The sequence below is a fragment of the Pseudoalteromonas rubra genome (genome assembly GCF_000238295.3).
Taxonomy (GTDB): domain Bacteria; phylum Pseudomonadota; class Gammaproteobacteria; order Enterobacterales; family Alteromonadaceae; genus Pseudoalteromonas; species Pseudoalteromonas rubra.
The window spans coordinates 1,350,016-1,376,375 of record NZ_AHCD03000044.1; the positions used below are offsets into that span (position 1 = coordinate 1,350,016).

General features: G+C 42.9%; 15 protein-coding genes. 14 read left to right on the forward strand and 1 reads right to left on the reverse strand.

The genetic code is table 11. The features are described from left to right. Positions 1-28: 28 nt before the first annotated feature. The 14 genes from PRUB_RS26245 (at position 29) to PRUB_RS26310 (ending at position 22,488) form a co-directional block, all read left to right on the forward strand. Positions 29-1,363 (forward strand): MotA/TolQ/ExbB proton channel family protein, encoded by a 1,335-nt coding sequence (locus PRUB_RS26245; protein ID WP_416365160.1) that lies wholly within the window; start codon positions 29-31, stop codon positions 1,361-1,363. Between the two features lie 2 nt (positions 1,364-1,365). After that, positions 1,366-1,893: a MotA/TolQ/ExbB proton channel family protein gene (locus tag PRUB_RS26250; protein ID WP_010381299.1), complete on the forward strand. Its 528-nt coding sequence runs from the start codon at positions 1,366-1,368 to the stop codon at positions 1,891-1,893. Positions 1,894-1,913: 20 nt separating this feature from the next. Beyond that, the gene (locus tag PRUB_RS26255) at positions 1,914-2,324 is read left to right on the forward strand and encodes an ExbD/TolR family protein (protein ID WP_010381303.1); all 411 of its coding nucleotides are present in this window, start codon (positions 1,914-1,916) and stop codon (positions 2,322-2,324) included. A gap of 9 nt (positions 2,325-2,333) precedes the next feature. Then, a complete protein-coding gene (locus tag PRUB_RS26260; protein WP_010381305.1) occupies positions 2,334-2,939 on the forward strand; it encodes an energy transducer TonB in 606 nt (201 codons plus the stop codon). 17 nt (positions 2,940-2,956) lie between these two features. Then, a complete protein-coding gene (locus PRUB_RS26265; protein WP_010381306.1) occupies positions 2,957-4,261 on the forward strand; it encodes a tetratricopeptide repeat protein in 1,305 nt (434 codons plus the stop codon). 172 nt (positions 4,262-4,433) lie between these two features. Further along, the gene (locus PRUB_RS26270) at positions 4,434-6,158 is read left to right on the forward strand and encodes a hypothetical protein (RefSeq protein WP_010381308.1); all 1,725 of its coding nucleotides are present in this window, start codon (positions 4,434-4,436) and stop codon (positions 6,156-6,158) included. A 90-nt stretch (positions 6,159-6,248) separates the two neighbouring features. Continuing rightward, a complete protein-coding gene (locus PRUB_RS26275; protein WP_010381311.1) occupies positions 6,249-8,936 on the forward strand; it encodes a TonB-dependent receptor plug domain-containing protein in 2,688 nt (895 codons plus the stop codon). Between the two features lie 600 nt (positions 8,937-9,536). Next, positions 9,537-10,649 (forward strand): aspartate-semialdehyde dehydrogenase, encoded by a 1,113-nt coding sequence (gene asd / locus PRUB_RS26280; RefSeq protein WP_010381313.1) that lies wholly within the window; start codon positions 9,537-9,539, stop codon positions 10,647-10,649. A gap of 1,163 nt (positions 10,650-11,812) precedes the next feature. Further along, the gene (locus PRUB_RS26285) at positions 11,813-12,616 is read left to right on the forward strand and encodes a hypothetical protein (RefSeq protein ID WP_010381319.1); all 804 of its coding nucleotides are present in this window, start codon (positions 11,813-11,815) and stop codon (positions 12,614-12,616) included. 145 nt (positions 12,617-12,761) lie between these two features. After that, positions 12,762-13,706: a hypothetical protein gene (locus PRUB_RS26290; protein ID WP_010381321.1), complete on the forward strand. Its 945-nt coding sequence runs from the start codon at positions 12,762-12,764 to the stop codon at positions 13,704-13,706. 698 nt (positions 13,707-14,404) lie between these two features. After that, positions 14,405-17,590 carry a M43 family zinc metalloprotease gene (locus tag PRUB_RS26295; protein WP_010381322.1) on the forward strand — a complete coding sequence of 1,062 codons (3,186 nt, stop codon included), beginning with the start codon at positions 14,405-14,407 and terminating at the stop codon, positions 17,588-17,590. A 672-nt stretch (positions 17,591-18,262) separates the two neighbouring features. Further along, complete coding sequence (locus PRUB_RS26300) at positions 18,263-20,056, forward strand: S8 family peptidase (protein WP_010381324.1); 1,794 nt, start codon at positions 18,263-18,265, stop codon at positions 20,054-20,056. Positions 20,057-20,307: 251 nt separating this feature from the next. Next, a complete protein-coding gene (locus tag PRUB_RS26305) occupies positions 20,308-21,150 on the forward strand; it encodes a DUF417 family protein (RefSeq protein WP_010381326.1) in 843 nt (280 codons plus the stop codon). Positions 21,151-21,279: 129 nt separating this feature from the next. Then, positions 21,280-22,488, forward strand: a complete 1,209-nt coding sequence (locus PRUB_RS26310; RefSeq protein WP_010381329.1) for a tyrosine-type recombinase/integrase — start codon at positions 21,280-21,282, stop codon at positions 22,486-22,488. A gap of 779 nt (positions 22,489-23,267) precedes the next feature. Here the strand turns inward: PRUB_RS26310 and ydiJ are convergent. Next, positions 23,268-26,318, reverse strand: a complete 3,051-nt coding sequence (gene ydiJ, locus PRUB_RS26315; RefSeq protein ID WP_010381330.1) for a D-2-hydroxyglutarate dehydrogenase YdiJ — start codon at positions 26,316-26,318, stop codon at positions 23,268-23,270. Positions 26,319-26,360: the final 42 nt, after the last annotated feature.

The following is a 26,360-nucleotide window of genomic DNA, read 5'->3' on the forward strand; positions in this document are numbered from 1 at the left end:
TTTTAAATCTTTCAGCCTAAAAACCGTTATGGCAGCGACACTGGCGCTGTCGAGCTCCGCATTTGCAGCTGAGCAGGCAATGGACCTGGATACGCTGTTGAAGCAACTTGAGCAAGGCCAGAGTGCACAAAATGCACAAAACGCCCAGCGTGAAGCTCAGTTCAAAGCACAGCAGAGTGAACAGGTAAGAATGCTTCGCGAGTTAACGTCTAACCGCGATGGTGAGCTAAATCGTTCAGAGCGTCTCGAAACTCAGTTTGAAGAAAACGAAATTAAACTAGGCAACCTCAGCGATACGCTTTCAAAGCGCATGGGTTCACTAAAAGAGTTGTTTGGTGTTCTGCAGCAGGTTGCTGGCGATTCAAGCAACAAGTTCCGGACTTCAGTTGTTTCTGCAGAAATTCCTAACCGTAGCGCCTTTATGGACGATATGGCCAAACGTATGGGCTCAAGCACAAAGCTTGCTTCAATTGAAGATATTGAAAAGGTGTGGGTAGAGCTGCAGCGTGAAATGACGGAGCAGGGTAAAGTATCTCGTTATACCTCAGATGTTATTGTTGCTGGTGGTACTAAAACGCAAAAAGAAGTACTGCGTGTTGGTGCATTCAACCTGATTGCAGACGGTAAATACCTGTCTTATAACCCTGAAACTAACACATTGTCTGAACTAACGCGTCAGCCAACGGCTCGTTTCACACAAAGCGCTGCTGAGCTTCAGAGTGCACAATCTGGCATTGTTGATTTTGCCCTTGACCCGACTGGTGGCTCAATCCTGGGTCTGTTGGTTCAGGCGCCAAACACCAAAGAGCAGGTTGAGCAAGGTGGTGCAGTAGGTTATGTCATCCTTGGTGTTGGTCTGCTGGCATTATTGATTGCGCTAGAGCGTTTCGTATCACTGATGATTATGGGTGCTAAGATCAATCGCCAGCTGAAAGACTCTGTTGCTCGTGAAGACAACCCGCTGGGTCGTGTGATGAAAGTTAAAGAGCAATACCCTGATGTTGCATACGACACACTTGAACTGAAATTAAGCGAAGCAATTTTGCGAGAAATGCCAAAAATTACCCGTAACCTGACACTGATTAAAATCATCTCGGTAGTCGCGCCACTGTTGGGCCTGTTAGGTACCGTAACCGGTATGATTAACACCTTCCAGGCAATCACACTGTTCGGTACAGGTGACCCGAAACTAATGGCAGGTGGTATCTCTACGGCGTTGGTAACAACGGTACTGGGTCTGGTAGTGGCTATCCCAACCGTATTCCTTTATACCCTGCTTAACACACGCTCTCGTAATCTGCTGCTTATCTTGCAAGAGCAAAGCGCTGGAATCATCGCTGAACGTAGCGAGAAAGGAGCGTAATTGTGGTTCTTTTAGTAGATGCAATTAATGCGCTACGTGAGTTCCTAGATACAGGTGGCCAGGTTCTCCTGGTCATCGGACTGGTCACTTTTCTGATGTGGCTGTTGATCCTCGAACGTTTCATGTTTGTTTTCGGCAAATTCAGAACTTATCGCAAAGATCTGCTGAATAGCTGGAGCAGCCGAGAGGAGAGAAACAGCTGGAATGCAGAGCAGATACGCCAGGCCATGATCTCACGAGCCGGTATTCAGCTTAACAGTAATCTGCCTTACATCAACGTGATGGTTGCCTTATGTCCGCTATTAGGTCTGCTAGGTACGGTCACCGGTATGATTGAAGTATTTAATGTAATGGCAATCACAGGTTCCGGCAGTGCGCGTTCGATGGCAGCCGGTGTGTCTAAAGCCACTATCCCAACAATGGCGGGAATGGTTGGCGCGCTTTCCGGGGTATTTGCCTCGACTTTCTTACAACGTAAGGCTAAGCGCGAAGTAGAACTGTTAGAAGACAAGCTGTTGCTTGATCACTAGAAAAGATTTGAGGAAACATAATGAGAGCTCCATTAGCTAAGGTTTTTCAGGAAGAAGAAGCCGAAGAAATTAACATGACCCCGATGCTGGACGTTGTATTTATCATGCTTATCTTCTTCATCGTAACGGCGTCGTTCGTTAAAGAAGCCGGTATCGATGTGAACCGCCCGGAAGCTGCAACAGCAGTCAAAAAGCAGCGTGCCAATATCCTGGTCGCGATTTCTGACAAAGGTGAAATTTGGATTAACAAACGCCAGGTTGATATTCGTGCTGTACAGGCAAATATTGAACGTCTTAAAGCGGAAAATCCTCAGGGAAGCGTTGTTATTCAGGCAGATAAAAAAGCAACGACTGACACCTTAATCAAGGTAATGGATGCATCTCGTGCCGCAGGCGCGTTTGATGTCTCAATTGCTGCACAGGAATCATAGGATTAGAAAATGCGTTACTTACTAGCACTCGTTATTGCAGGTATTGTGACTTTTTTCTTGTTTCTCGGTATGCAAGCACTGATCACAGGCGGTGAAGGCAAGATGGACGAGCCGGTAAAAGGCAACGTTCTAGACTTTGTACGCTTGAAAAAAGAAGAAACAGTTCAGAAAAAAGAACGCAAACCACAAAAGCCGCCAACACCAAAAGAGCCGCCTCCGCCAATGGATGCACCGCAGATGCAAAGTAATAATCTCGATGCAGCTGGTGCGGACTTCAATTTCAGCGCAGATGTGGCAGCCGATGTAGACCTCGCAGGAGGCTTGGCGCTTGAATCCAGCGATGGTGAATATCTGCCAATCGTTAAAGTGGCACCTGTCTATCCAAGACGTGCACTTTCTCGCGGAATTGAAGGCTATGTCATCGTTGAGTTTATCGTAACCAAACAAGGCACAGTGAGAGATCCGGTCGTCGTTAAAGCTGAGCCCGAGAACATTTTTGAACGTGCCGCAATGGATGCAGCGTTGAAATTTAAGTACAAGCCTCGTGTTGTGAACGGTGAAGCGGTGGAAGTAGCCGGAGTTCAGAACAAGATCTCATTCCAGATCAACGGCTAACAGACAAAGGTGCGATTATGAAACTATTTAAAAAAGCCCTGTTGGTAAGTGCACTGAGTTGTGCCGGTCTGGTGGCGCCAAGCCTGGTCTCGGTGTTACCCGGGGTAGACCTGGCTGTTGCTCATGCAGAAACTAAAACCAAGCGAGTTCCTGCACTGCGCGAAAAGGTTTACAGCCAGCTAGCACGTGCACAAAAACTGGCTGATGACGGTGATGTCAAAGCTGGCCTTGAGGTGCTCGACTCCATTAAGGAACGCTCAGGTAGTATGAACTCTTACGAAATTGCCATGATGCACAATTTCTATGGGTTCATCTACTACAACGAAAACCAGCTTGATAAAGCCATCGCTTCTTTTGAGTTGGTTGTCGCTGAGGAAGCGATCCCAGAATCATTGAGATTATCGACAACCTTCAGTCTGGCACAGCTGGCGATGGCAAATGGTGATTACAAGGCAACGGTTGATTATTTAGACAGATGGAAGAAAATAAATACTCAACCAATTAAAAGTAATTACTACGTATTAAAAGCACAGGCTTTATACCAGGATAAAAATTATCAATCAGCGGTAGAAAATATCAATATAGCTGTATCGTTAACAGAGAGTGAGGGAAATGTACCTAAGGAAAACTGGTTAGTTTTACAAAGGGCATTATATTACTCATTAAGTCAGCCGCAGAAGGTCGCTGATGTACTCGAAAAAATGGTTAAGCTGTTTGATAAGCCTGAATACTGGGTCCAGTTGGCGGGTATGTTTGGTGAGTTAGGCGAAGAGAAAAAGCAATTGGCTTTGCTGGAAACGGCTAAGCAGAGAGGCTTTATTCAAAAACGCAGTGACATTATTCAGCTCGCCCAGGTTTATCTGTTTAACGGTTTACCATACAAAGCCGCGGTAGCCTTGGATGAAGGTATTAAAAAAGGCGTGGTTGAAGGCAATGCCAAAAATTACGCTTTTATAGCTGAGGCTTATGTACAGTCAAAAGATGAGAGTAAATCGATAGACTATTTTGTTAAGGCAGACAAAGATGTTAGCCATGGTAACTACCTACAGCGCATAGCCGAAGTGTATATCAACCTGGAAAAGTTTGATGAGGCCGCAGATGCAGCCCGTAGCGCACTGGATAAAGGGGATCTGACCTTTGAATCAAATGCGTATGTTGCACTGGGAATGGCACAGTATAACTTGAAAAACTTTGACGCCTCTATACTCGCATTTGAGCAGGCAGAAAAACACAAGAAGTCGGCTAACCTTGCCAAGCAATGGATAAAATACGTTAAGCGAGAAAAAATTCACGCTGAAACGTTAAAGCAAGCTCTTTTATGATTTTATAATCGCAACACCAAAGCCGCCTTCGGGCGGTTTTTTTATGCCTGAAAAATAAAAGATCTTACCCTAAATAGATACTTTCATTTTTTTGAAAATAAACAGACACACAAATGAAATATATGGTTTATATGATAACGCCAGCTCAAATAAACACTCAACGGAGAATAAAATGAAACTTACTGGGTTATTCAAAGTAAGCCTTGTTACATCTGCACTTGTACTAGCTGGTTGTGGCGGTGACATCGAAGTAACACCGACTGTAAATGATACAAGCGTTACAGATTCTAATAACACAACAACAAATAATAATACTAACACAGGCGGCGATAATTCCGGTGGTGATAATGGTGGTAACACTGATGGTGATAAAGAGCCAGGTGTTACTAACCCATGTGTAAGCCGCACAGTGGCTGGCACTGAAGTTCAGGGTGACTACCGCAACGAAAAGCATTGTTACTATGATACTTCATTCGCAAGTAAAGCATTAGAAATCACAGAAAACATTACATTCGATGCATTACCTAATGGTGGCGCACACGTATTCGCCGGCGCACTGCTAATTGGTGAAAACTGTGACACTAGCACAGGTTGTACAGTGCCTGAGACTGGTCCTACTCTAACAGTAAAACCTGGTGCAACTATGGCATTTGCTTCAGGTGAAGCGATTGTTCGCATTGCTCGTAGCGCTAAAATCATGGCCGAAGGTAATGCTGACGCACCGATTACGTTTACATCAGCAAACGACATTGACGAATTTGATATCACTGGTTTCGGCCCGCAATTTGCGGACTGGGGCGGTATCATGATCAATGGTAAAGGTCTGACTAACCAGTGTAAGAACGAAGAGCGTGCAGCAGGTCTGTGTAACGCTAAAACAGAAGGTATCACCAGTCACTTCGGTGGTAGCGACAACGCAGACAGCAGCGGTAACATCAAGTACGCTAAAATTTTCTACGCAGGTTCAGGTCCTCGTGAAGGCGGCGTAGGTGATGACCTTAACTCTCTGACATTGAATGGTGTTGGTTCAGGTTCTAGCTTTGAGTTCCTTCATATTCACCAGGGCTTCGATGATGGTATTGAGTTCTTTGGTGGTGCAGCGAACCTTAAGAACATTGTAGTTACAGATACCCAGGATGACTCTATCGATATCGATGCGGGCTGGCAGGGTAAAGCTCAGTTCATCTACATCAAGCACGGTACTATTAAAACCAAGAAAGACGTTAACTACACCGGCGAAGATGAAGATAAAAACAAGGTTGTTAAAACTATCGAAGCTGGCACCGAAGGCTTCATGGGTAACAATGGTTTTGAAACTGACGGTGAGAAAAACAAGGGAGAAGAGTACAACGACGTAACGCCTTCTAACCCAACTATCGCAAACGTTACTGTTGTAACGACTGACGGTAAGTCAATCCGTGATAATGACCCTTCACAGGCTGCAACTTTTGACGATGCAATTCGTGGTCAGTACTACAACACACTGTTTGTTAAAGAAGAAAATGCAACAAATGCAACAGCTTGTCTTCACTTTAAAGACAGCGACGCAGCGCAAAACGCTGTTGATAACGTACTTAACTTCCACAGTTCTGTATTGGCTTGTGTGACTAATTTCACAGAGGGAAGTAAAGATCTTCCTGGTGAAACGCACACTGCTTGGTGGGATAACGACGCTGCTAGCATCATTCTTGACAAAAAAGGCGATGTACTGGCAGCTGATGGCTTCTCTACAAACACAGATTCTGCGGACATCACGATTGAAGCAAATGACCTGAAATCTCTCAATGATGATTTCTTCGAAGAAGTTGACTATGTAGGCGCAGTTTCAAGCGCTGATACGTCAAGCGCTTGGTACAATTGGGTTAAAGAAGCTCTTGAACTAGCTGACAAAGATTAATCTCTAAGATTACTTTGTTTTTAACTCAATAAGTATTTCGAACTAGGCGCATTGATTGCGCCTTTTTTACGAGTTTTATCAGGATTGCAAATGAATACGCAGATAAAATTAAGAAAAGTAGCTTTGGCAGTAGGTGCTTCTTTGTCCGTTGGTATGACTGCGCCTGTATTTGCTGAAGAAGCGCAGGAAATTGAAGAAGTTGTTGCAGTCGGCTCACGTCTACAAGGTAGTGCTGCGGCTGTTATAGAAGAGCGTAAAAATCAGGCATTTGTTGCAGACATACTGGGCGCTGAGCAATTGTCACGCACCGGTGACAGCGATGTAGCATCTGCTCTACGCCGTGTAACTGGCCTAACGCTTGTAGATGGTAAGTTCATTTATGTACGTGGTCTCGGGGAGCGTTACTCAAGTGCTCGATTAAATGGTGCAGCAGTACCTAGCCCGGATCTAACCCGCAACGTTATTCCCCTGGACATATTCCCATCGAGCATCATAGAGAGCCTGGCTGTTCAAAAAGCATATTCTCCTTCTATGCCTGCGGCTTTTGGTGGTGGTAACATCGACATCCGGACTAAATCGGTACCGAGTGAATTCGTAGCAAATATAGAAGTGGGTGTTGGTCAAAACCTGAATTCGCAAGATGGCTATACCTATAACCGCAATGAAAAAGGTATCCCTGTTGCAGTTCAAACTGCCGTAGTACGTTATCGTGGCGATCTGTCTTTACGCGGTATAGTTGAGAGAGAAGGGTTTGAAAACACTGATACGCTAAGTGCTGCAGATCAAGCTTTGGTGATCAACAAGTCTCTGGTACGTGAGCTGCCGCGGGACATCCGGGTACAAGAAGAGTCTTTGGATCCGAACTACGATATAAAGGCCAGTATTGGTAACAGCTTTGACGAAGACTGGCTGGGCGGCACTATAGGTGTGCTTGCGGCTGTGTCTTATGACAATGACTGGAAGTATTCAGAGCGCATGAGCGCGGTATTGGATCAGTCATTTGACGAAAGTTGTACGACGAGATTAGAGACAGAAGAAGACGCGGTTAACTCTTGTTACGTTACGATGAAAGACTCTAAAGTAACAACTCAGACTGAGAAAATGAGTGGCGTGTTTAACCTTGGATATAAGTACGAGCAACACAACGTATCGTATTCTAAGATATATCTTGAAGACACAGAAGACGAGTCGGAACTGTCTATCTCTCAAAGCCCCAATGGCAGTACTGTTAGAACGATAGCTGCAACAGGACAGGCATATCGTAATTACGACTTCAACTACGAAGAGCGCGTTCTGGACATCGATCAGGTTGTTGGCCAGCATACATTTATGGATTACATGGGGATCGGTGTTGACTGGCAGTACACAGAGTCAAAAGCGGAAACTAAAATCCCAACCAATATCGATTATGATTTCATCGATAACTATGGTGATGATGGCGCGTATGTAGATTCCATCGTAACGGGTGATGATAACCGTATCCTCTACTCGTACACAGAAATGGAAGACAATGTAAAGTCGTACAGCGGTAACCTGACATTGCCATTATATCTGGAAAACATAGAGCTAACCTTTAAAGCTGGTTATGACTTTGTTGACAGGGCGCGTGTTTATTCAACATCAAGTTTTGCGATACACAATGAGACAAATATCTCTATCCCGGTTAACACGGGTTCAGACGGCATCAATGACATTACAGCCTATTTGAACGATGACTTTGTCTCTAGCAATGATTTTCTATTGGCCTTCAATGAACCAACTGCGCCTAGTGCAGACGATTACATTGCAGCCCAGAAAATTGATGCCGGCTACTTTGAGTTCGACGCGATTTTTGATAACACATGGCGTCTAAGTGGTGGTATCCGATATGAAGATTTTAAACAGGTCTCAATAGGTACTTCTAGCCTTATCTTCGATCGCATTACCCATAGTACAATCTACTCAGAAGAAAGGATTTTAGCGGGAACAGTCAATGAAGATGACTTTTATAACGCACTTTCCATGACTTATCTGGGTGGTGAAAAGTACCAAATTAGGTTTGGTTACGGTGAAACAGTTGTTCGTCCTGACTTACGTGAATTAGTACCTGTTTCGTATTTCGATCCATTGACAGACATTCGTACATTCGGTGTTGCAGGTCTTAAGAGCAGTGAGCTGCAAAATTATGATGCACGTTTCGAATACTACATGGACAACGGTGATAACTTCTCGGTAGGTGCATTCTTCAAAGATATTACCTCACCGATTGAGACAGTGCTGCAAGTAGGTGACGAGGATTACACAGCAACCTTCGTTAACGGTGAAACTGGTGAGGTATATGGTGTCGAAGCCGAGTGGCTTTACGACTTATCAGGTGTAGTCAGTGGGTTCTTTACATCGGGTAACGTAACACTGAGTGACTCTGAAGTAGAGATTGACCCTGCTAAATCGGGTAACTTAACAAACCCAACCAAGCGCATGACGGGGCATTCCAAGTATGTAGTTAACTTACAGCTTAACTACGATTCGGCCGATGGTCAGCATAGTAGTTCACTTGTCTACAATGTGTTCGGTGAACGTATTCTGGCATCTGGTATCGGTGGTCGCGAAGATGCGTTTGAGCAGCCATTCCACTCACTGGACTTTGTTTATACCTGGTACCCGGACTTCAATTCACAGGTTAAATTCAAGGTTCAGAACTTACTTGATGAAGAGCAAGAGGTTACTCAGTCTGACTACATAGTACGTCAGAAAGAGGCTGGCACCAGTTTAAGCCTGAGCTACAAGTACGAATTCTAAGTTAGTTTTTTAGAAATCCAAAAGCCTTCGGTCCGTTGAGTCCCGGAGGCTTTTTTTATTCAACTTTTCCCTTGAAGACTCGCAATTACTTTTGCATAAAACTGAATGTCAGATGTGTGTGCTCACCAAAAGGAGGGTACAAATGAAAGTGATGCCTGCTTGATCCTTTTGTGGTGTACATATATTTGCTCTAAGTCAATTTCTATAGCTTAAGGTGGTGATAAGGTTAAACTTATGTGACATTTGTGGTTTTGCTAAAATGGGAAAATATTTTCTTACTTTTCAGATCGTTGTAATCAAAATTTCTTGAACCCTTGTTAGAATTAAGCCATACTTTGTTCTCACATACAAAATCAGAATTTTGGCAATTAGAATGAGTTTCTGATTGCTAACCACCCAGTTCTAAACTGCTGCTAAGGCGGCAGTATGGGACACAACCTTTACATGTTGTATCCAAACCCCGCTTATGCGGGGTTTTTTATAATTAATGTACAAGTTTAACGCTAAAAGTATAGTTTCTTCAGATAATGTTTGCTATTTTTAGACGTCTAGACATACCTCTCACGCAAAGTACTCAATGATTCAAAAAAAGGTAATACCATGAAAAAAGTAGGACTAATTGGTTGGCGTGGAATGGTCGGCTCTGTATTGATGCAACGTATGCACGAAGAAAATGACTTTTCTGACATTGAACCTTATTTCTTCACCACATCTCAAGCCGGTCAGCCTGGACCGGAGGTTAACGGCGAGGCTAAGGCACTCTTAGATGCCTATGATCTCAACAGCCTGTCACAAATGGACATTATTTTGTCCTGTCAGGGCGGTGATTACACCAAGTCGGTATATAGTGACTTGAAAGGCAAAGAGTGGAATGGCTACTGGATAGATGCAGCATCAGCATTAAGAATGTCATCTGACAGTATTATTGTGCTGGATCCGGTTAATAAAGACGTTATTAAGCAAGGCCTGGAGCAGGGCGTTAAGACTTTTGTTGGCGGAAACTGTACCGTTTCTTTGATGTTGCTTGCACTTGGCGGTTTGTTCGAGCAAGACTTAATAGAATGGGTTAGTCCGATGACCTACCAGGCTGCATCAGGAGCCGGCGCACGTAACATGAAAGAACTGATCGCCCAGATGGGTGACATACATGATTCAGTTAAAGCGCAATTAGAAGATCCAAGTGCGGCAATACTGGAAATAGACAAATTGGTGGCTGAAAAGCTTAAATCTGACAGCCTGACAACCGATCAGTTTGGCGTTCCGCTTGCCGGAAGCTTGATCCCCTGGATCGACGTACCGATGGAAAGTGGTCAAAGTAAAGAAGAATGGAAAGCGCAGGTTGAAGCAAATAAGATTTTGGGCTCAAGTAAACAGCCGATCCCTGTTGATGGGATCTGCGTTCGAATTGGGGCAATGCGCTGTCATGCTCAGGCACTAACCATTAAGCTTCGCGAAGATATTCCTGTTGAAAAAATCGAAGACATTCTGGCATCGCACAATGAGTGGGTTAAGGTGATACCAAATGATCGCGGGGTTACGGAGCAGGAACTTACCCCCGTCAAAGTCACTGGCACGTTGAGCATTCCCGTGGGAAGAATTCGTAAGCTAACCATGGGGCCGCAGTACATCAGTGCATTCACCGTGGGTGATCAGTTGTTATGGGGTGCCGCAGAGCCGTTAAGGCGTATGCTTAGAATTATTGTTGAGCAATAAGCAAAGTTTTAAAGACGCCAGATAAAAGCGTATAAGAGCGGTTTTATTTGGTGTCAATTCACCGAGCTGGCGTACAAAAGCATCGTTCAAGTTATCACGTTTGCGCTAAGATGTGTTATCTAAATCCGAATATTCCGCAGCAGGCATAAGCAATCACACTCATCAAGAATAACCAATTTAAGACTTAATCAGCTTAGGTTACTCATTGATATTAAGGAACAAAATAACTGAAAAGCCTTTAACTATCAATTAGGTATCCACTTAACGCGATATCTTAAATATCCTATAATTTACGTTATGTTAAATAGGGTGTTTCCATTGTCTGGCTTATTCCCTGTGAGTCTTCTCTGCGTTATCTTGCCCATATTTGGCTCTGTAATGGTTAACCACTTTCCTATAAGTAAAGCCCTGTATTCCATTTTGCTGACGGCGTTCTTCCTTTCGTTCGAAAGCAATTATGTCTATCGTTATTAAAGGTATTACTCAGGGCTCGAAGAAGTCCCCGTCACATAGCTCTGTTGTCAATTGCTAACAATACTGTCATTGGGAGCTATTGGCAAGGTCTCCTACAGTATAGTAAAGACCGATACTAACCAGTATCGGTCTTTAATGTTTTGTGAAGCAAACCAAACATCATAAAAATATGCCCGCTTAAAAAGATAAATCCAAGTATCTGCTCCAGGCCTTAGAAACATTATTGAGGATGAATTCTGTTTTGCTGTTGATACCACGTTGCATCCAGGGCTAGGTACACACCAAACGCCAATATAATGCCCCTTTTTTAGGTCTATCCAACCCGATAGTCCTGTTTCATCGCCGATACCGTCGGTCACATCGTGCATTTTTACATGCTCAAAATGATTAGCCCGTAGCTTACTGGTAAAGCCTCGAAAAAAGTAGATAGTGTTCCTGGTCACCAGGTGAGTACAACGGATCCGGCCCCTGTTGAGGCACTTTGTGTTTCGCAGCATGCCACCTGTAGTGAGCAGAATATGACCATAATTAAGTTTGTAAAGGATGACTGGCATAGATAGTGTTGCTGTATATATACAGTTTTGATGGCATTTTCATTTGATTCCGTAAACGGAATCAAATTTGAAAAACGCATATTCCTAATTTGTATATAGATATTTATATATGTTATATATGAATTAAGTTTAGTTATGAATAAACTTAATTTGGAGAGAGCTATGACCAGTGTATTCAAGTTCCGAGCAGCGACAGAAGACCATGACATTGACGCATTAGTACAAGGGTATTTATGGTTTTCCAAACTTAAGGACCTTAACGACCCGTTTGAAGGGGCTTATTATCTGAACCATCAAGTCTCAAAGGATTTATTGTTCAAGTACCATGCGAACGTATTAGCTAAAAAGCCCTTACGATTTATATCTCCAGACGACGAAGTCGTTGAAATGTATATAGACAAGGAAAGAGGAAGTCCTGGAGGTTATGAGCAATGGCTTAAGCAGCTGACAATGAAAGAAATTGATGAAGAGCTTTCAAAATTACGCGGTGTTTATAGTATCTTTTGCATAGAATACCATTTGGATACTCTGGTGGATAGCCTCAATCAAAAGTATGATTGTTTTGATAAAGCTCCTGTCAACTATGTGGAGCAGGATAACGCGCCGGAAATCTGCTTGGAAGATGTATTGGCAGATGCTATAGAAGGCACGTTCCAAACACATAGTAGCCTTCTCACTGCTATGACGACCAAATGCAAAAACCCGTGGGATCAGGAAAATGAATTACGGATTGTGGGTGAATGTCAAGACGGGAAGTATTTTCATTCTTTAGCAGCTATCAAAGCTATATATGTTGGTTCTAAAATGGAGAGTGTGAAACTAAAAAGGCTTGTCAAATTCGCTAAAGAAAACACCATACCGATAATTCGAGTGCACAATGCTCTCCATAACAAACGATACGGATTTGGCTATGAGAAGCTGGACTCAGTAGTAGGCTAGCGAACGTTAGATAGCTTAGCTTTATCTAATGAGCGTTAAGGAACTAAACTGTTCACGATTTGAATTAGCTTACAAAAGTTATAAGATGCGAACAAAGAGTGAGCTCTATGCAAGTGTTATCAGCGCATAAATTAAGGATTAAAAAATGACAAATGGTTCAAAACACGCAAATAAACAAGGAAATGACTGGCTGGCTTATTTTGCTATCGTTGTATTCGTTGTTGCCGCAATTATTGTTGTTTATGTATATGTCGGCACCTTTGGAATTGATCTAAAAAATCGTGACTTTGAACTATGGGAAAGTGTTGCTGTGTATCTTAACAACATACTCTCTCCTATCCTACTATCAGCAACTGTGTTTTTTGTATATAAAACATGGTCTACAAGCAGGACTGAGCTCTTCGAAACCAAGACTTTAATAGAGAAGCAAGTCAATCAGCAAAGGAGTTCATTTCAATATGAGCTCGTGATGAAAAAGGTAACAGAGCTTAAATCCTTAACTCAAAAAAATGTTTCTGATGAACTCGCAACAGAAATTGCGTTTGCGTTTGATAAGAAGCTTTGTTCTCTTGAGCCAAATAAGCGGATTAAAATGATTAACCAATTCTTCGATGCAAATAAGATCCCATATGACTTAGTGGCGGTCAAATTCATGGAAGTTCCTTTCGATGATGTACCTTTGAACATGGAAATACGAACTAGAGTATTCTCTTTGTTTCATCACCTTTTTAAAAGGCAAAAGTGGTGTGATGTTCTGGGTGCACAGAATGCGTATCTAAGGAAGCATGCAGACTTTTTTATTCACCTAGTTAGGCACCCTGGTCAGTTTGATGTTGCAGTGCAACTTGCTCTCTGGAACCGGTCAATCGAACCAATAGCAGATAAGGACATGTTGGAAAGGTCTATTTATCTTAACATTAATAGTATAAGAAGAAACTTACTCTCATTAGATAAAGCGATTCTCGATTTGGTGGTCGATGAAGTTAAAGACCATTTTACAACCAAAGAATTAATAAACTTGGTGCACTATTTCATAGATGAACAGAATGTTTCTGAAACACTTGAAATGTTAAATCTAGAAAAATCATAACATCTTCAATACTGTAAAACGTTTTACGCCTAAAACTCTGCTCCATAATTTTTACATTCGCTCCCACAGTAACCGACGAGCGATGAAAAACTCTGGAGCAATTGCCCCTCCCCCAATAATCCTGCGTATTCTGGCTGGTTCCTAACAGTCAGGCCCATTCTGCAAAGCCAATAGCGCTTCGAAAGTATGCGACCTGGAACGCGCGTATTGGGAATTTGAACTAAGGAGGACGTATTAGCACAGGGTGTGTACCTAGCCAAACCGCGTGCTCAGGTGGCTAATTATGCTATGCAAGACTTCATATCTAGAAAAAGCCCTGCTGTTGTCCGAGCTTGTTACAAACCAAACCTTTCGCTTGTATCACCAACATAAGCACTAAAAACAATCCATTAGCCCACTTTAGTGCATACCTGCCCTGCCTCACCAAAATAACAATTATGCAAAATGTTAAATTATACTGTATACAATATAATTTCATTCATGTAAGTTACAAAAGGCTTTCATGACGTACAGAAATCCACCAGCTGTTGAGGTGTGATAGCCAGGTGACTGATATGAATGCACTTTTACTTAGTTCCAGAAAAACAACAGAGTATTGAATACGGTAAAAATAATAACACTACAAGTTGCAAGGTGAATAAGAGAGCACACATTGAACAGCACCTTGTTAACAAATATATCAACAACAGGAGAATACTATGCCTTTTGCTAAACAGGTATTGGCAAAGACACCGGCCAGAAATAAACTTAGCCATGCTATGTTAATAGCGCTGTCGACGCTGACGTGTGGTTCGGCTCTGGCCGGTCAGTCTTTAGAGCCGGGCTTGGCTGCATCTAACAACTCGCTGCTTTTAAGTACAACATCGACCAAAGGTCATACCCATGAAGGCCAGATTTGTGGGACGGATCACAATTCACAGGATTGGTCATCTATCCAAAAAGAAAATGTCAGACAGCAGTCGATTAGCTCCAGTTTCGCGACGCAAATTATGTCATCTTTGGCTAATCAGGAAGACTTGGCAGCAGAAAACGGCAATGGTATTCCTGGGCGCTATTACATTCCCGTGGTCGTGCATATCTATGGTGACAGGTATAACTGTGAATCAGGTACTTATTGTTTAACCGAACAAAAAGTGATTGATGGACTGAATAAATCCAATCAGGATTTCCTGGGTCTGATCACAGATGACGGTCCTATCGCGCCAGAGTTTCAGGCGATACGCGAAAATCTGAATATTGAATTTGTGCTCGCCAAAAAAGATCCAAATGGTCAGCCTACCAATGGTATCGTGCGCCATCCGCAAAAAGCAGGCTACGGTAAAGGCAGCGGTGTTGACGACCAGATTGCCGCCGATGCCTGGGATAACTTTAAGTACATGAATATCTATATTCAGCAAGATTTATATGATGATGGTTCAACCAACAACTCAGGTGTTGCCTGGTACCCTCAGTTAAGCATGTCGCAAAATGGGCTTTCTCGTGTTGTTTATAACGGGGACTATGTTGGTGCAAATACCAATGAAAACTTCCGCTCTGTGCTAACTCACGAATTTGGTCACTGGCTTAACCTGCCCCATACTTTTGACGGCAATGTATGTACTATCCATTCTGAGGCATTTTGTAACGCGACCGGTGACGGATCATGTGATACACCACAAATGAGCAGCAGCATATTACAAAATAATGCAAAGAACTGCCTGGATCAGCCAACAAACACCGAGAACTTTATGCACTATTCGGATAACTATGCCATGTTCACACAAGATCAAGTGGACAGAATGACCGCTGCGCTTCATGGCCCAGCCAGGGCAACGTTGTGGTCTAATGCAAACCTGATTGCCACAGGTCTTGAAGAATATACCAGTAATGCTGACCATCCCTGGGATGGTACTTCTGGCGCAGTGTTACCGCCAAAGGGTGATGTGATCCAGTCATTTTCTAATCTGTCTGGCCAGAAAGGTGATGTCGACAATTACGAGATCACGGTTCCGGCAGGCACTCAGGCTGTCGCTTTCTACCTGGACGGTTACGATGAAGATCCGGATATGTATGTCTCCAAAGGTAAAGCACCGGTAAAAAATGGAGATAACTGGGACGCTGATTTTATTTCATTCAGAAGTGCTGGCTCACCTGAGCTGGTCACAATCTCAGCCCCTTCAAGCACGGAGTCTTACCATACGGCGATCGATGCATTTAGTGCATATTCTAATGCGACGCTCAGCGTAATTTCTGGTACAGATGATACACTGTGTAATGGCTGTGAGCGTGTGTTTTTGGCTGAAGTAACAGGTCTAAGCTCTGCTAAAGGCGCGGAACCAAAAACGTATCAATTTGATATTCCTTCAGACGCTGTGCGCACTGTTGCGGTCATGCCGGGTGGCTACCAGGGAGATCCGGACGCATACGTTAGTTTAAATTCTATTCCTACTGCGGATAATCATGACTGTGGTCCTTTTAGTGCGCCCAGGCACAGCGAGTACTGTGAATTTGACGCAGGAGGCGGTCAGCTGAACATTATGATTGACCCGTTTCTTGAGTATAGCGAAGCATCATTGGTGGTTTATTATGAGCGAGCAGCAAACTCCGAGTTACCAGTCGCCGAAGCAAATGGGCCTTACAGTGCTATCATTGGCGAATCGATTCAGTTTAGTAGTGCGGGTTCAAATGATGCGAATGGCAGCATAGTCAGTTACTTCTGGGAGTTTGGTGACGGTAATACATCGACTGCTTCAAGTCCTGTCCATACCTATCAGAACGCAGATGTGTACGCGGTTAAGCTGACTGTTACTGACAATGATGGAAATACCTCAACGGATACCGCAACGGCAAAAGTTAATTTGGAGCGTGTTGCGCCTACTGCCCAGGCCAATGGTCCCTACTCTGCTATGAATGGTCAGCCTGTTACATTCAGTAGTGCAGGTTCAGAAGATACAGACGGTATTATTGTCAGCTACCTGTGGCAGTTTGGAGATGGTAACTCAAGCAGTGATGCCAACCCAACGCATACCTATGCTCAGACAGGAAATTATACTGCCACGTTAAAAGTGACAGATAACGATGGGCTAAGCCATAGTGCACAAGCGGTAGTCGACATTACAGGTATCGAATATTGCTCTGCCAGTGGTAATACCCGCTATGAATGGATCGCAAATGTTCAAAGTGGCAGCTTTAGTAACCCTTCGCAGGCGAACGGATACAGCGATTTTTCAGCACAGACCATCAAACTGACAGAAGGTGACAACCAGTTTACCTTTACACCGGGTGGTGACTACACTGAGCACTGGGTAGCCTGGATAGACTTTAACAATAACGGTCAGTTTGAACAATCTGAGCAGGTTTTAGTTGATGTTTCAGGCAAAGGTGAAGTAACAGGAACCATTAATGTCCCCGCAAATATGGCTGGCAATAAAGCCCGGTTACGTATTGCCATGAAGTATAATGGCGCGGCTCAAAGTGCGTGCGGCTCTATCGGCGACGGAGAGGTAGAGGATTATACCGTCGAGATAATGCCCAAAGATACGAGTGGCACGGTTCCCAATGCATGTGCGACGCAGCAGCCGGTGAGTGGAGGTCGTTTGGATGCTGGTAAAGCTGAATGCCTGGGTGGAGACGGCACTGTGTGGTTATCGATCGGTGATGTGTCATCTGCACAAAATGTGGCAATCACGACGGCGCATGGCACGAGTAACTTACATATACTGTATAAAAATGGCGGCTGGCCAAGTGATAATGATAAAGATGCAGAGTCGAACTCAGGTACCACAACTGAGTGTATTCAAATTGCTGCAGGCAGTGAGTACTGGTCTTATCTAAAGATCACTGGTGACACTGCTAATACCAGCATCATAGTAGATTTTGATGCCCAGCAATGCCGCGGACTATAACTAGGCCTTAATCTTTATTTGATTTTGAGGCAGCATCGAAGCTTGATGCTGCTTTATTCTTCAAAAACCATTAAGAAATGACGCTTAGTGAAAGCGAGCCTTATCTAAGCGCTGTGAATTTTCCCCTCCTCAGAGAATTGTCCGTTACTCTTTGAAATGGCTTTTCATAACAGAACTAAATTATGCGTAACTTTACGAATTTGATCTGTTTTTGTGCCTATTTTCTAGAATACGCATTTAGACAAAATCCTGTTCATTTGATGATCAAAGCTTTACTTGTTACATGCGATAACTCGCATCAGTGGGAAGTGTTTACGACTCCGAAGCTCGTTTATTAACTGAGTCAAATCCGTTCGACTGTTGTTTTAAAAGACAATCTTAACTGTATCGCGCTGGAATTATCGACCTTAACACGTCTGAAATGCTAATAAAATATTACTATCTGTTTACATTCATTTACATGAAGAATATATCATAACCAATCTTTTGGGTGTCGATAAAATATTACAAAACAATGAAGTAAGTGAAATAAAGTCATGCCTTATAACCTGAATTGTATTTTATATAGCCAAAAGTAATTTAAAGATGTGGTAACCCTGTGTTTACAGTTGTGAACCTTCTGTACTTAATCCTGGACAGAAGGAACAACAACTAATCTAGGGAAAAACTATTATGACAACTAATAATTTAAAAATTGGAGCCATCGCGCTGGCTGTTTCAGGTATGTTCGCTACTACCCATGCATTCGCAAACGACGTTGAAGCACTTCACTCTGTTGCCAACATGGCGCAGGTGAGCCAGAAGATTGAGGGCCAAAATACGGCTGGTACTCAATTTATCATTAAGTATAAAGATAACAGCAACCAACTCATGTCTATTTCTGGTGCAGATATGTCGCCAGCAATGATGAATGCGAGAGCTCAGAGTTTTGTGAAGAACTTTAAAAGTAAAAAGAAAGCTTCACTGCAAACTAAGTATGTTCGTAAGATGGCTTTAAGCAACCACCATGTCATGCGAGTTGATGAGACTTTGACAGCGGCAGAAGCACAAAGCCTGATGCAGGAAATAGCATCGACAGGCAATATCGAGTATATCGAAATTGACCAAATGCTACAGCCGTTCGCAACGCCGAACGATCCACGCTATTCAGATCAATGGCACTACTTCGAATCTGCTGGTGGCATTAACGCTCCAGCTGCTTGGGACAAATCTACAGGTAATGGCGTGGTAGTTGCGGTGCTGGATACGGGCTATCGTCCTCACTCTGACCTGAACCCAAATATTCTTCAAGGCTACGACATGATCTCTAATTTGTCTGTGGCAAATGATGGTGGCGGTCGTGATAGCGATGCACGCGATCCTGGTGATGCCGTTTCTGCAAATGAGTGTGGCTATACTCACAGTGCACGCAGCTCAAGCTGGCATGGTACTCACGTAGCTGGCACCGTAGCGGCTGTGTCGAACAATGGTGAAGGCGTCGCCGGCGTAGCATACGATGCAAAAGTAGTACCCGTTCGAGTACTTGGTAAATGTGGCGGTCTGACCTCAGATATTGCTGATGGTATCATCTGGGCATCAGGTGGCTCAGTATCTGGCGTACCGGCAAATGCAAACCCGGCGGATGTCATTAACATGAGTTTGGGTGGTCAGGGTTCTTGTAGCTCAACCACACAGAGTGCGATTAATACTGCGCGTGCAAATGGTGCAACTATCGTTATCGCAGCGGGTAACAGCAATGCAAATTCTGCTAACTTCAACCCGGGTAACTGTTCAGGCATTATCAATGTGGCTTCAGTAGGCCGAAATGGCGGTCGTGCTTATTACTCTAACTACGGGTCAAATATCGATGTCGCAGCACCAGGTGGCGCGCAGAGTTTTGCTAATGATCCAGAAGGTATTCTGTCAACTTATAACACCGGCAGCAACACTCCTTCCAGTGACAGCTATGCATACTCCCAGGGTACATCAATGGCAGCACCGCATGTTGCTGGTGTCGCTGCGCTTATTAAGCAAGCCAAACCGAATGCAACACCCGATGAAGTTGAAAGTATTCTGAAGAGTACGACTCGCAGTTTCCCGGCTACGTGTAGCAGTTGTGGTACGGGTATCATTGATGCTTCTGCTGCTGTAGATGCAGCGCTCAATGGTGGCGGTGGTAATGAACTACAAGATGGCGTTGCAAAAACCAGCCTGAGTGGTGGATCTGGTAGTGAAACTTTCTATACATTTAACGTAGGCAATGGCGTAAGCAAAGTAACCTTCACCATGAGCGGTGGCTCGGGTGACGCTGATTTGTATGTACGTGCCAATGCGCAGCCTACTCGCACGACCTATGATTGTCGTCCTTATAAAAATGGTAACAATGAAGTGTGTACTGTGAATAACCCTTCCGCAGGTACCTATCACATCATGTTACGCGGCTACTCATCATACAATGGTGTCAGCCTGGAAGCACAAACAAACTAACAGACACCTGAAAAGCGGTTCAAACAAAATAGGACGATGAGTCGCACTATTGAATCGATTATTTGAGGTAAGTTTGGGCAACCTCGCTGATATCGAGGTTGCCCTCTTTGCGTTTTATTGAATCCAATGGATTGAAGAATTGAGAGGTGTGTTTTCCTAAGCACAGCAGTCACGAAGACAAATTTGAGGATCCGTGAAATAAATACTGTCTTTACCGGTCTCCTAAGGACATTTAATATTTCAGGAACACTATGCCTCATTCAATTAATTTTAAGCTAATCGCCTTTGTCATCGCCGCCAGTCTGGTTGTGATTGGTAGTTCGTTCATGCTCGGAGGTCATTCGGGATATGTAGAAAAGGCATTGGGTTTCTATTCACTTACTGATATATATTCACTACAAAATCTAGGTTTGTTTCTGGGCGCTTTGTTTTTAGTGACAGGGATAATGTTGGCCTCTGCACCGTTATTACCTTCTCTTCGCAGGCCCCAATTTGTTCTACTGATCATCGTAAGTGTTATTATGCTATTAACCTTATTCGATTCAAGCCGCTGGATAGCTGAACATGGCGGGTTTCCGGTTATTGGGTCTGGCCAGGGTATTATTAAGTATTTCGCACTTTTACCTTTAGCATTATATTTGTGCTTTGGTACACGTGTAGATATCCGTACTCATGCATTAATAAACTATATTCCTGTCGCGATTGTATTATTCTGGATTGGTGGTATGAAGTTCTTAGAGCTTGAAGCCAAAGCGATCGTGCCCCTGGTAGAGACCTCGCCTTTCATGGCCTGGTTATACACCCTGTTCAGTGTACAACAGGCATCTGATTTAATAGGTATTTATGACCTGGTCTTTGCCATTGTTCTCGGCTTAGGAGTATGGTTTAACAAGCGTCTTGTTATGCTCGTTGGTCTGGCTGGGACCGGTGCGGTGTTCGTTATGACTCAGACATTCTTGTTTACTGCGGATGGGGGATTTTCCAGTGCAACTGTGATAGATGGCCTGGGCTTGTTCATTATCAAAGATTTATGGTTCATCTGTAATCTTCTCATCATTCTGGAGTACGTTAAGCAGCCTGAACAACAGGTTTAGTGTAAAAGCCAGATTAGTCTCAGTCTATTGGTGTGTAATTTTCCTTTTAATGGGATAAGACCGTTGCAATCTCTAAATGCTTAGGTCAGAATAAACCACTGTTTAAATAATCAGTGTTATACACACCTTATGACGCCTCTCGTTGATACACTCAAACAGCTTAGATATTTAGTAGCGCATCTCGAAGACAATACACTGGCAACTGAGTACCCTGATATTGCCCACTTTTTGAAAGAAGACGTATTTGATCCTGAGCGGTGTAAAGATGACCTCGCTTTTCTTTATCAGTTTTTGTATGTATATGGCCGCAAATCAGAAGCTACCTTTAATCGATTTCGAAATGAGATTGAGCGTTTTTACCTGTGGGCCTGGTGTGTTCAACAGACCTCGGTGTTCGACTTAAAACGAGAAGACATTGAGGGTTACGTTGAGTTTGTTGTTGAAACAAACGGTGAGTGGGTAGCGGATTCTGTACAATGGCGATTTAAGGATAATGAAGGCTTTAGACGAGTTAACCCAAACTGGCGGCCCTTTGTTTACAAGGCTAATGGAGTTAGTCAGCAAACACTTGCATCTATGTTCACGGCGCTCAATGTGTTTTATAAATTTGCGATTTTAGAAGAAAGAACATTTACAAATTTTGTGCCGGTCGTTAAAAAGAACTGTCCTTATCTGGTGGTTCAATCTCAGATTAAGTTGCCTGATACGCTTAGTGATTTACAGTGGGAATATGTGTTTGGCGTTACAAAAGATCGCTGCGAAAAGGATCCCAAGCTTGAACGTAACCTGTTTACCCTCGCCTGTTTAAAGGGATTGTATCTGCGTATATCCGAACTGTCTGATAGACCGCAATGGGCACCGGTAATGAGTCATTTTTGGCAAGATCAGGATGGCTTTTGGTTTTTACGTATTATGGGAAAAGGTAACAAGCTCAGAGATGTTACTTTAAGTGAGGACTTTATTGATTACCTCAAACGTTATCGTCTGAGCCGCGGTTTGAGCTCCCTTCCCCGCGTGGATGAGCCACATCCTATTATTCATAAACTGAGGGGAAGCGGTGGGATGAATGTCAGGCAAATTCGCCGCATCGTTCAGGAGAGCTTTGACCTTGCGATAAAAAAACTCAATGAAGATGGTTTTCAGGAAGAGTCAGAAAACCTACAAGCTGCGACCTCTCATTGGTTAAGACATACAGGCGCAACCCATGACGCGCAGCATAGACCACTGAAGCACCTTTCTGAAGATCTGGGCCATTCAAAAATTGCAACGACTGACCAGATATATATTCAAACCAATATCAAAGAGAGAGCTAAGTCAGGTATAAAACGCAAATTATAATTGAGCTGAACGACGCTTAGTTGCATCGCGTTATTGTAATGCATTATTAAATATAAATTGCATTGTTTTATTTATAGCACTGCTTTTTCTAGTAACCTAACACCGTTTTGTTTTTTAATTATTACTAAATAATAAGGGGCAGATTCCATAGCATATTTGATGGTTTAACTAGCATGACAGCTAGCCTTTTTAAAATTTCCTGTTGTTTAATCACACCAGAGCATATTGAATTAATAATTTTTTAAATTTTAAAAGTGAATTCAATTTTAGTTATTTTGGTGCATTATAATTGAGAAAAAATAATTTTATACTTTGATTTTCTCCTCTTAAAGATGAACAGAATTGCAATTTTGCAGTAAGTTAAGTTTAAGATTTTACCCATAATAAACACCCAAAGTTAAACCAGATTGGTCGTTTTTAAGCAAGTTACCTTTCCTTGCAGCTATGATTTGGATTATCTTTGTAAGATGGCTGCTATTTTTAACACTGCTAAGACGATCATTACTCTTTCGTATATGTCGCCTTTCTATTTTTTAAGTCTTACCTCACTCACAGTTTGAATACTATCTTCTACAATAAAATAAAGAACACATCATACATTAAGGCGACATAAATTTAGCGCCACAACATACAAATCTTTAAGAGAATGTAACCAAGAGTCTAACGTAACGCGGCGGGTCTATTATGTTAAATCGATGCTTTTTGTAGGTAGCGAAGGGAATTATATTGAAAGAAAACAGCATAGTAACAGAAATAAGACAGTTACTATGCTGATAACTTTAGAGATTATTAGCGATAAACTCTATCGGATGCATGGGCTTTTGATTTTCAAATCGTTTTACCTGACAGCGACATGAGAAGCCGGTTGCCAATACTGTTTCTGAACCCATCTCTTTCGTATGGTGCTGCCAGGACATTTCATATAGTGTTTTTGAGTTTTCCTGGTGATCAGTTTCATGTCCATAAGTACCAGCCATACCACAACAACCCGTTGCAGGCGTATCCAGATTTATGCCAAGCTGATTGAAAATGGTTTTCCAGACATTTTTACTCTCCGGCATCGCGCTTGTTTCAGTACAATGGCTTAGTAGTTTTACTTTGCTTACGCTAGCTTTTACTTGTTGTCCTAGTGCATCCCAGTTCTGATTTCCGAGCCACTCATGCGCCAGCTGAACTTGAAATGCCAGCTTGTCTTTTTCAAGGATCTTAAGATATTCATCCCGATAGCAAAGAACTAACGAAGCATCTAACCCAATCATTGGCCTTTCAAATTTAGCAACGCGAGAAAGAAACTCGTTTGCGGAAGACGCGGTTGATTTGAACTCTTTGAGAAATCCTTTTACATGTTGTGCCTTGCCATTTGGCACGAAAGGCAAGAGGATGGCTTGCTTTCCAAGTTTTCCTACTAGTTTAATGAGCGCTTCAACGAGCTCTGCTTCGTAATAGCTGGTAAACGGATCTTGTACGATAAAAACTATATCGGACATTGCTTCTTTTGACAGAGCGGCTAATCTAGTTTCGTCGTATAACTGTGCGCTTTTTACTCTTGAAGTCAACGTTGGAACACTTAGCTTAGGCGTGTCTACATAACCAATGATGCTTTTCAAAGCCAACTTAACGGGAGGCAAATTCACAAAAAAGTTCGTAGTCCTTGGTAGTTTTGCCATTAGAGGCGTGGTCTTTTCAACGTTAGCAACCAAATGGTCTTTGAGTGGTCGATTGTATTTGCTGTGGTATAGGTTTAGAAACCTTGCACGAAAACTTGGTACGTCTACTTTTATAGGACAAGCTGTTGTACAGGCTTTACAAGCCAGGCATTCATCCATTGATTCCTTCACCTCATGTGAGAAATCATAAAAGCCCTTTTGTTTTTTCCGATTGTTTCGAAATCGCTCCCACCAGGTTGTATCATTTTCTTTGGTGATTAAGGCTTTTTCCACTGCTAATAGATCAACCCCCTGCTCTTCTTGCAATCGGAACCATTCACGGATCAGAGACGCTCGACCTTTTGGTGAATGACGACGATCTTTAGTCACTTTGTATGATGGACACATTGGTGACTTTTCATCATAGTTGAAGCATAGTCCGTTACCATTGCAGTTCATTGCATTTTCAAAACTTTCTCTGACTTCAATACTGATAGATTTATCAAACCATGCACGTTTTTGATCGTCCACACTAACAAGGCGTTCGGTACTATCAATAGGAGTACAGATTTTACCGGGGTTCAGGCGGTTATTTTTGTCGAATGCTGTTTTAATTTTTCTCAGTTCATTAAACAGCGTATCGCCAAAAAACTCCGGTCCGTATTCACTTCGATATCCTTTGCCATGCTCACCCCACATTAGTCCGCGATATTTGGCCGTAAGCGCAACGACTTGATCTGAAATTTCTCGAAGTAGTTTTTCTTGTTCCGGATCGCACATATCAAGTGCCGGTCGAACATGAAGTACGCCAGCATCAACGTGTCCAAACATTCCATAGTGTAAACCTTTGCTATCCAGTAGCGCTCGGAATTCCAATATGAAGTCCGCAAGGTTTTCTGGTGGTACGGCTGTATCTTCCGCAAATGCCAGAGGTTTTTGTTTACCTTTCGTATTGCCAAGCAGACCAACTGCCTTTTTACGCATAGCGTAAATTTTAAGAATATCGGACTTATCATTGGTGAGCTGATATCCAACAACCCCCGCTTCTTTATTTGTAATGAGCTGATCAAGTTGTTTGCACAGTGAAGATACTTTATTTTCGATTTCTTCGGGTGTTTCTCCATTGAACTCAACCATGTTAAGTCCCTGCACTTCAACACCCGGTAGATCGGATATTAAGTCCGATACTGAATGCCAGATGATATCCTGCTTCGCAAGATTAAGGACCTTACTATCAACAGTTTCAACTGAAGTGGCATTCGCCGCGACTAAAAATGGTGAATTTCTGAGTGCGGACTCGAACGAATCGTATTTAATATTGATAAGTGTTTTAAACGGCTGGATGCGCGTAACATTTAATTTGGCTTCGGTGACAATACCAAGTGACCCTTCTGAGCCTGTGATCACCCGACTCAGATCAAAGGTTGTCATGTGCTCGTCGAAAACGTTTTCGAGATCATAGCCGGTTAGAAATCGATTTAGCCTTGGAAATTTCTCCAGTACGAGCTCTCGATTTTCTTTACAGCTATTTAAAACGGCATTATAGATTTCACCAACCCGATTGGTTTGCTCAGCGAGTATCTGAGCCTTTTCAAGTTCAAGTTTGCTGGTATTGAGCTCGGTTCCATCGACAAGGATTGTTTTAAGCTCGAGGACATGATCGCTCGTTTTTCCATAAACAAGAGAACCTTGGCCAGAAGCATCTGTGTTTATCATACCACCTATAGTTGCGCGGTTACTGGTAGATAGGTCGGGAGCAAAAAAGAAGCCATATGGTCTAAGGAAGTCATTGAGCTGATCTTTTATTACGCCGGTTTGAACTTTTACCCAGCCCTCTTCTTCGTTGATCTCAAGAATTTCGCGCATGTAACGAGATAAATCAACAACGATACCAGGTGTAAGTGACTGGCCATTAGTTCCTGTACCACCACCGCGAGGGCCAAAGCTTAAAGAAAGAAAGGGGTCGATTGATGCAACTTGCATTGCAACCTGAACATCCTTTGAATTTCTTGGATAGATTACGGCCTGGGGAATTTCCTGATAAATACTGTTATCAGTGGCAGTTACTATCCTAGTTCCATAACTTGTATCGGTGTCTCCGCTAAAGCCCTGGCCTGTGATCTTTTTGATGTAGTCAGTTAATAATGTATTGGCAGAATCCTGCTGGGTAATTTCGGCAATCATGACGGTAATAAATTATTGCTTTGGTAGCATTGTATCATGTTG

What these genes read in the sequence shown, in the direction of transcription:
- PRUB_RS26285 (WP_010381319.1), top strand. Translation starts at nt 11,813, where the DNA reads ATGAATAAACTTAATTTGGAGAGAGCTATGACCAGTGTATTCAAGTTC.
- ydiJ (WP_010381330.1), bottom strand. Translation starts at nt 26,318, where the DNA reads ATGATTGCCGAAATTACCCAGCAGGATTCTGCCAATACATTATTAACT.
- PRUB_RS26265 (WP_010381306.1), top strand. Translation starts at nt 2,957, where the DNA reads ATGAAACTATTTAAAAAAGCCCTGTTGGTAAGTGCACTGAGTTGTGCC.
- PRUB_RS26260 (WP_010381305.1), top strand. Translation starts at nt 2,334, where the DNA reads ATGCGTTACTTACTAGCACTCGTTATTGCAGGTATTGTGACTTTTTTC.
- PRUB_RS26255 (WP_010381303.1), top strand. Translation starts at nt 1,914, where the DNA reads ATGAGAGCTCCATTAGCTAAGGTTTTTCAGGAAGAAGAAGCCGAAGAA.
- PRUB_RS26290 (WP_010381321.1), top strand. Translation starts at nt 12,762, where the DNA reads ATGACAAATGGTTCAAAACACGCAAATAAACAAGGAAATGACTGGCTG.
- asd (WP_010381313.1), top strand. Translation starts at nt 9,537, where the DNA reads ATGAAAAAAGTAGGACTAATTGGTTGGCGTGGAATGGTCGGCTCTGTA.
- PRUB_RS26300 (WP_010381324.1), top strand. Translation starts at nt 18,263, where the DNA reads ATGACAACTAATAATTTAAAAATTGGAGCCATCGCGCTGGCTGTTTCA.
- PRUB_RS26295 (WP_010381322.1), top strand. Translation starts at nt 14,405, where the DNA reads ATGCCTTTTGCTAAACAGGTATTGGCAAAGACACCGGCCAGAAATAAA.
- PRUB_RS26310 (WP_010381329.1), top strand. Translation starts at nt 21,280, where the DNA reads ATGACGCCTCTCGTTGATACACTCAAACAGCTTAGATATTTAGTAGCG.
- PRUB_RS26245 (WP_416365160.1), top strand. Translation starts at nt 29, where the DNA reads ATGGCAGCGACACTGGCGCTGTCGAGCTCCGCATTTGCAGCTGAGCAG.
- PRUB_RS26305 (WP_010381326.1), top strand. Translation starts at nt 20,308, where the DNA reads ATGCCTCATTCAATTAATTTTAAGCTAATCGCCTTTGTCATCGCCGCC.
- PRUB_RS26270 (WP_010381308.1), top strand. Translation starts at nt 4,434, where the DNA reads ATGAAACTTACTGGGTTATTCAAAGTAAGCCTTGTTACATCTGCACTT.
- PRUB_RS26275 (WP_010381311.1), top strand. Translation starts at nt 6,249, where the DNA reads ATGAATACGCAGATAAAATTAAGAAAAGTAGCTTTGGCAGTAGGTGCT.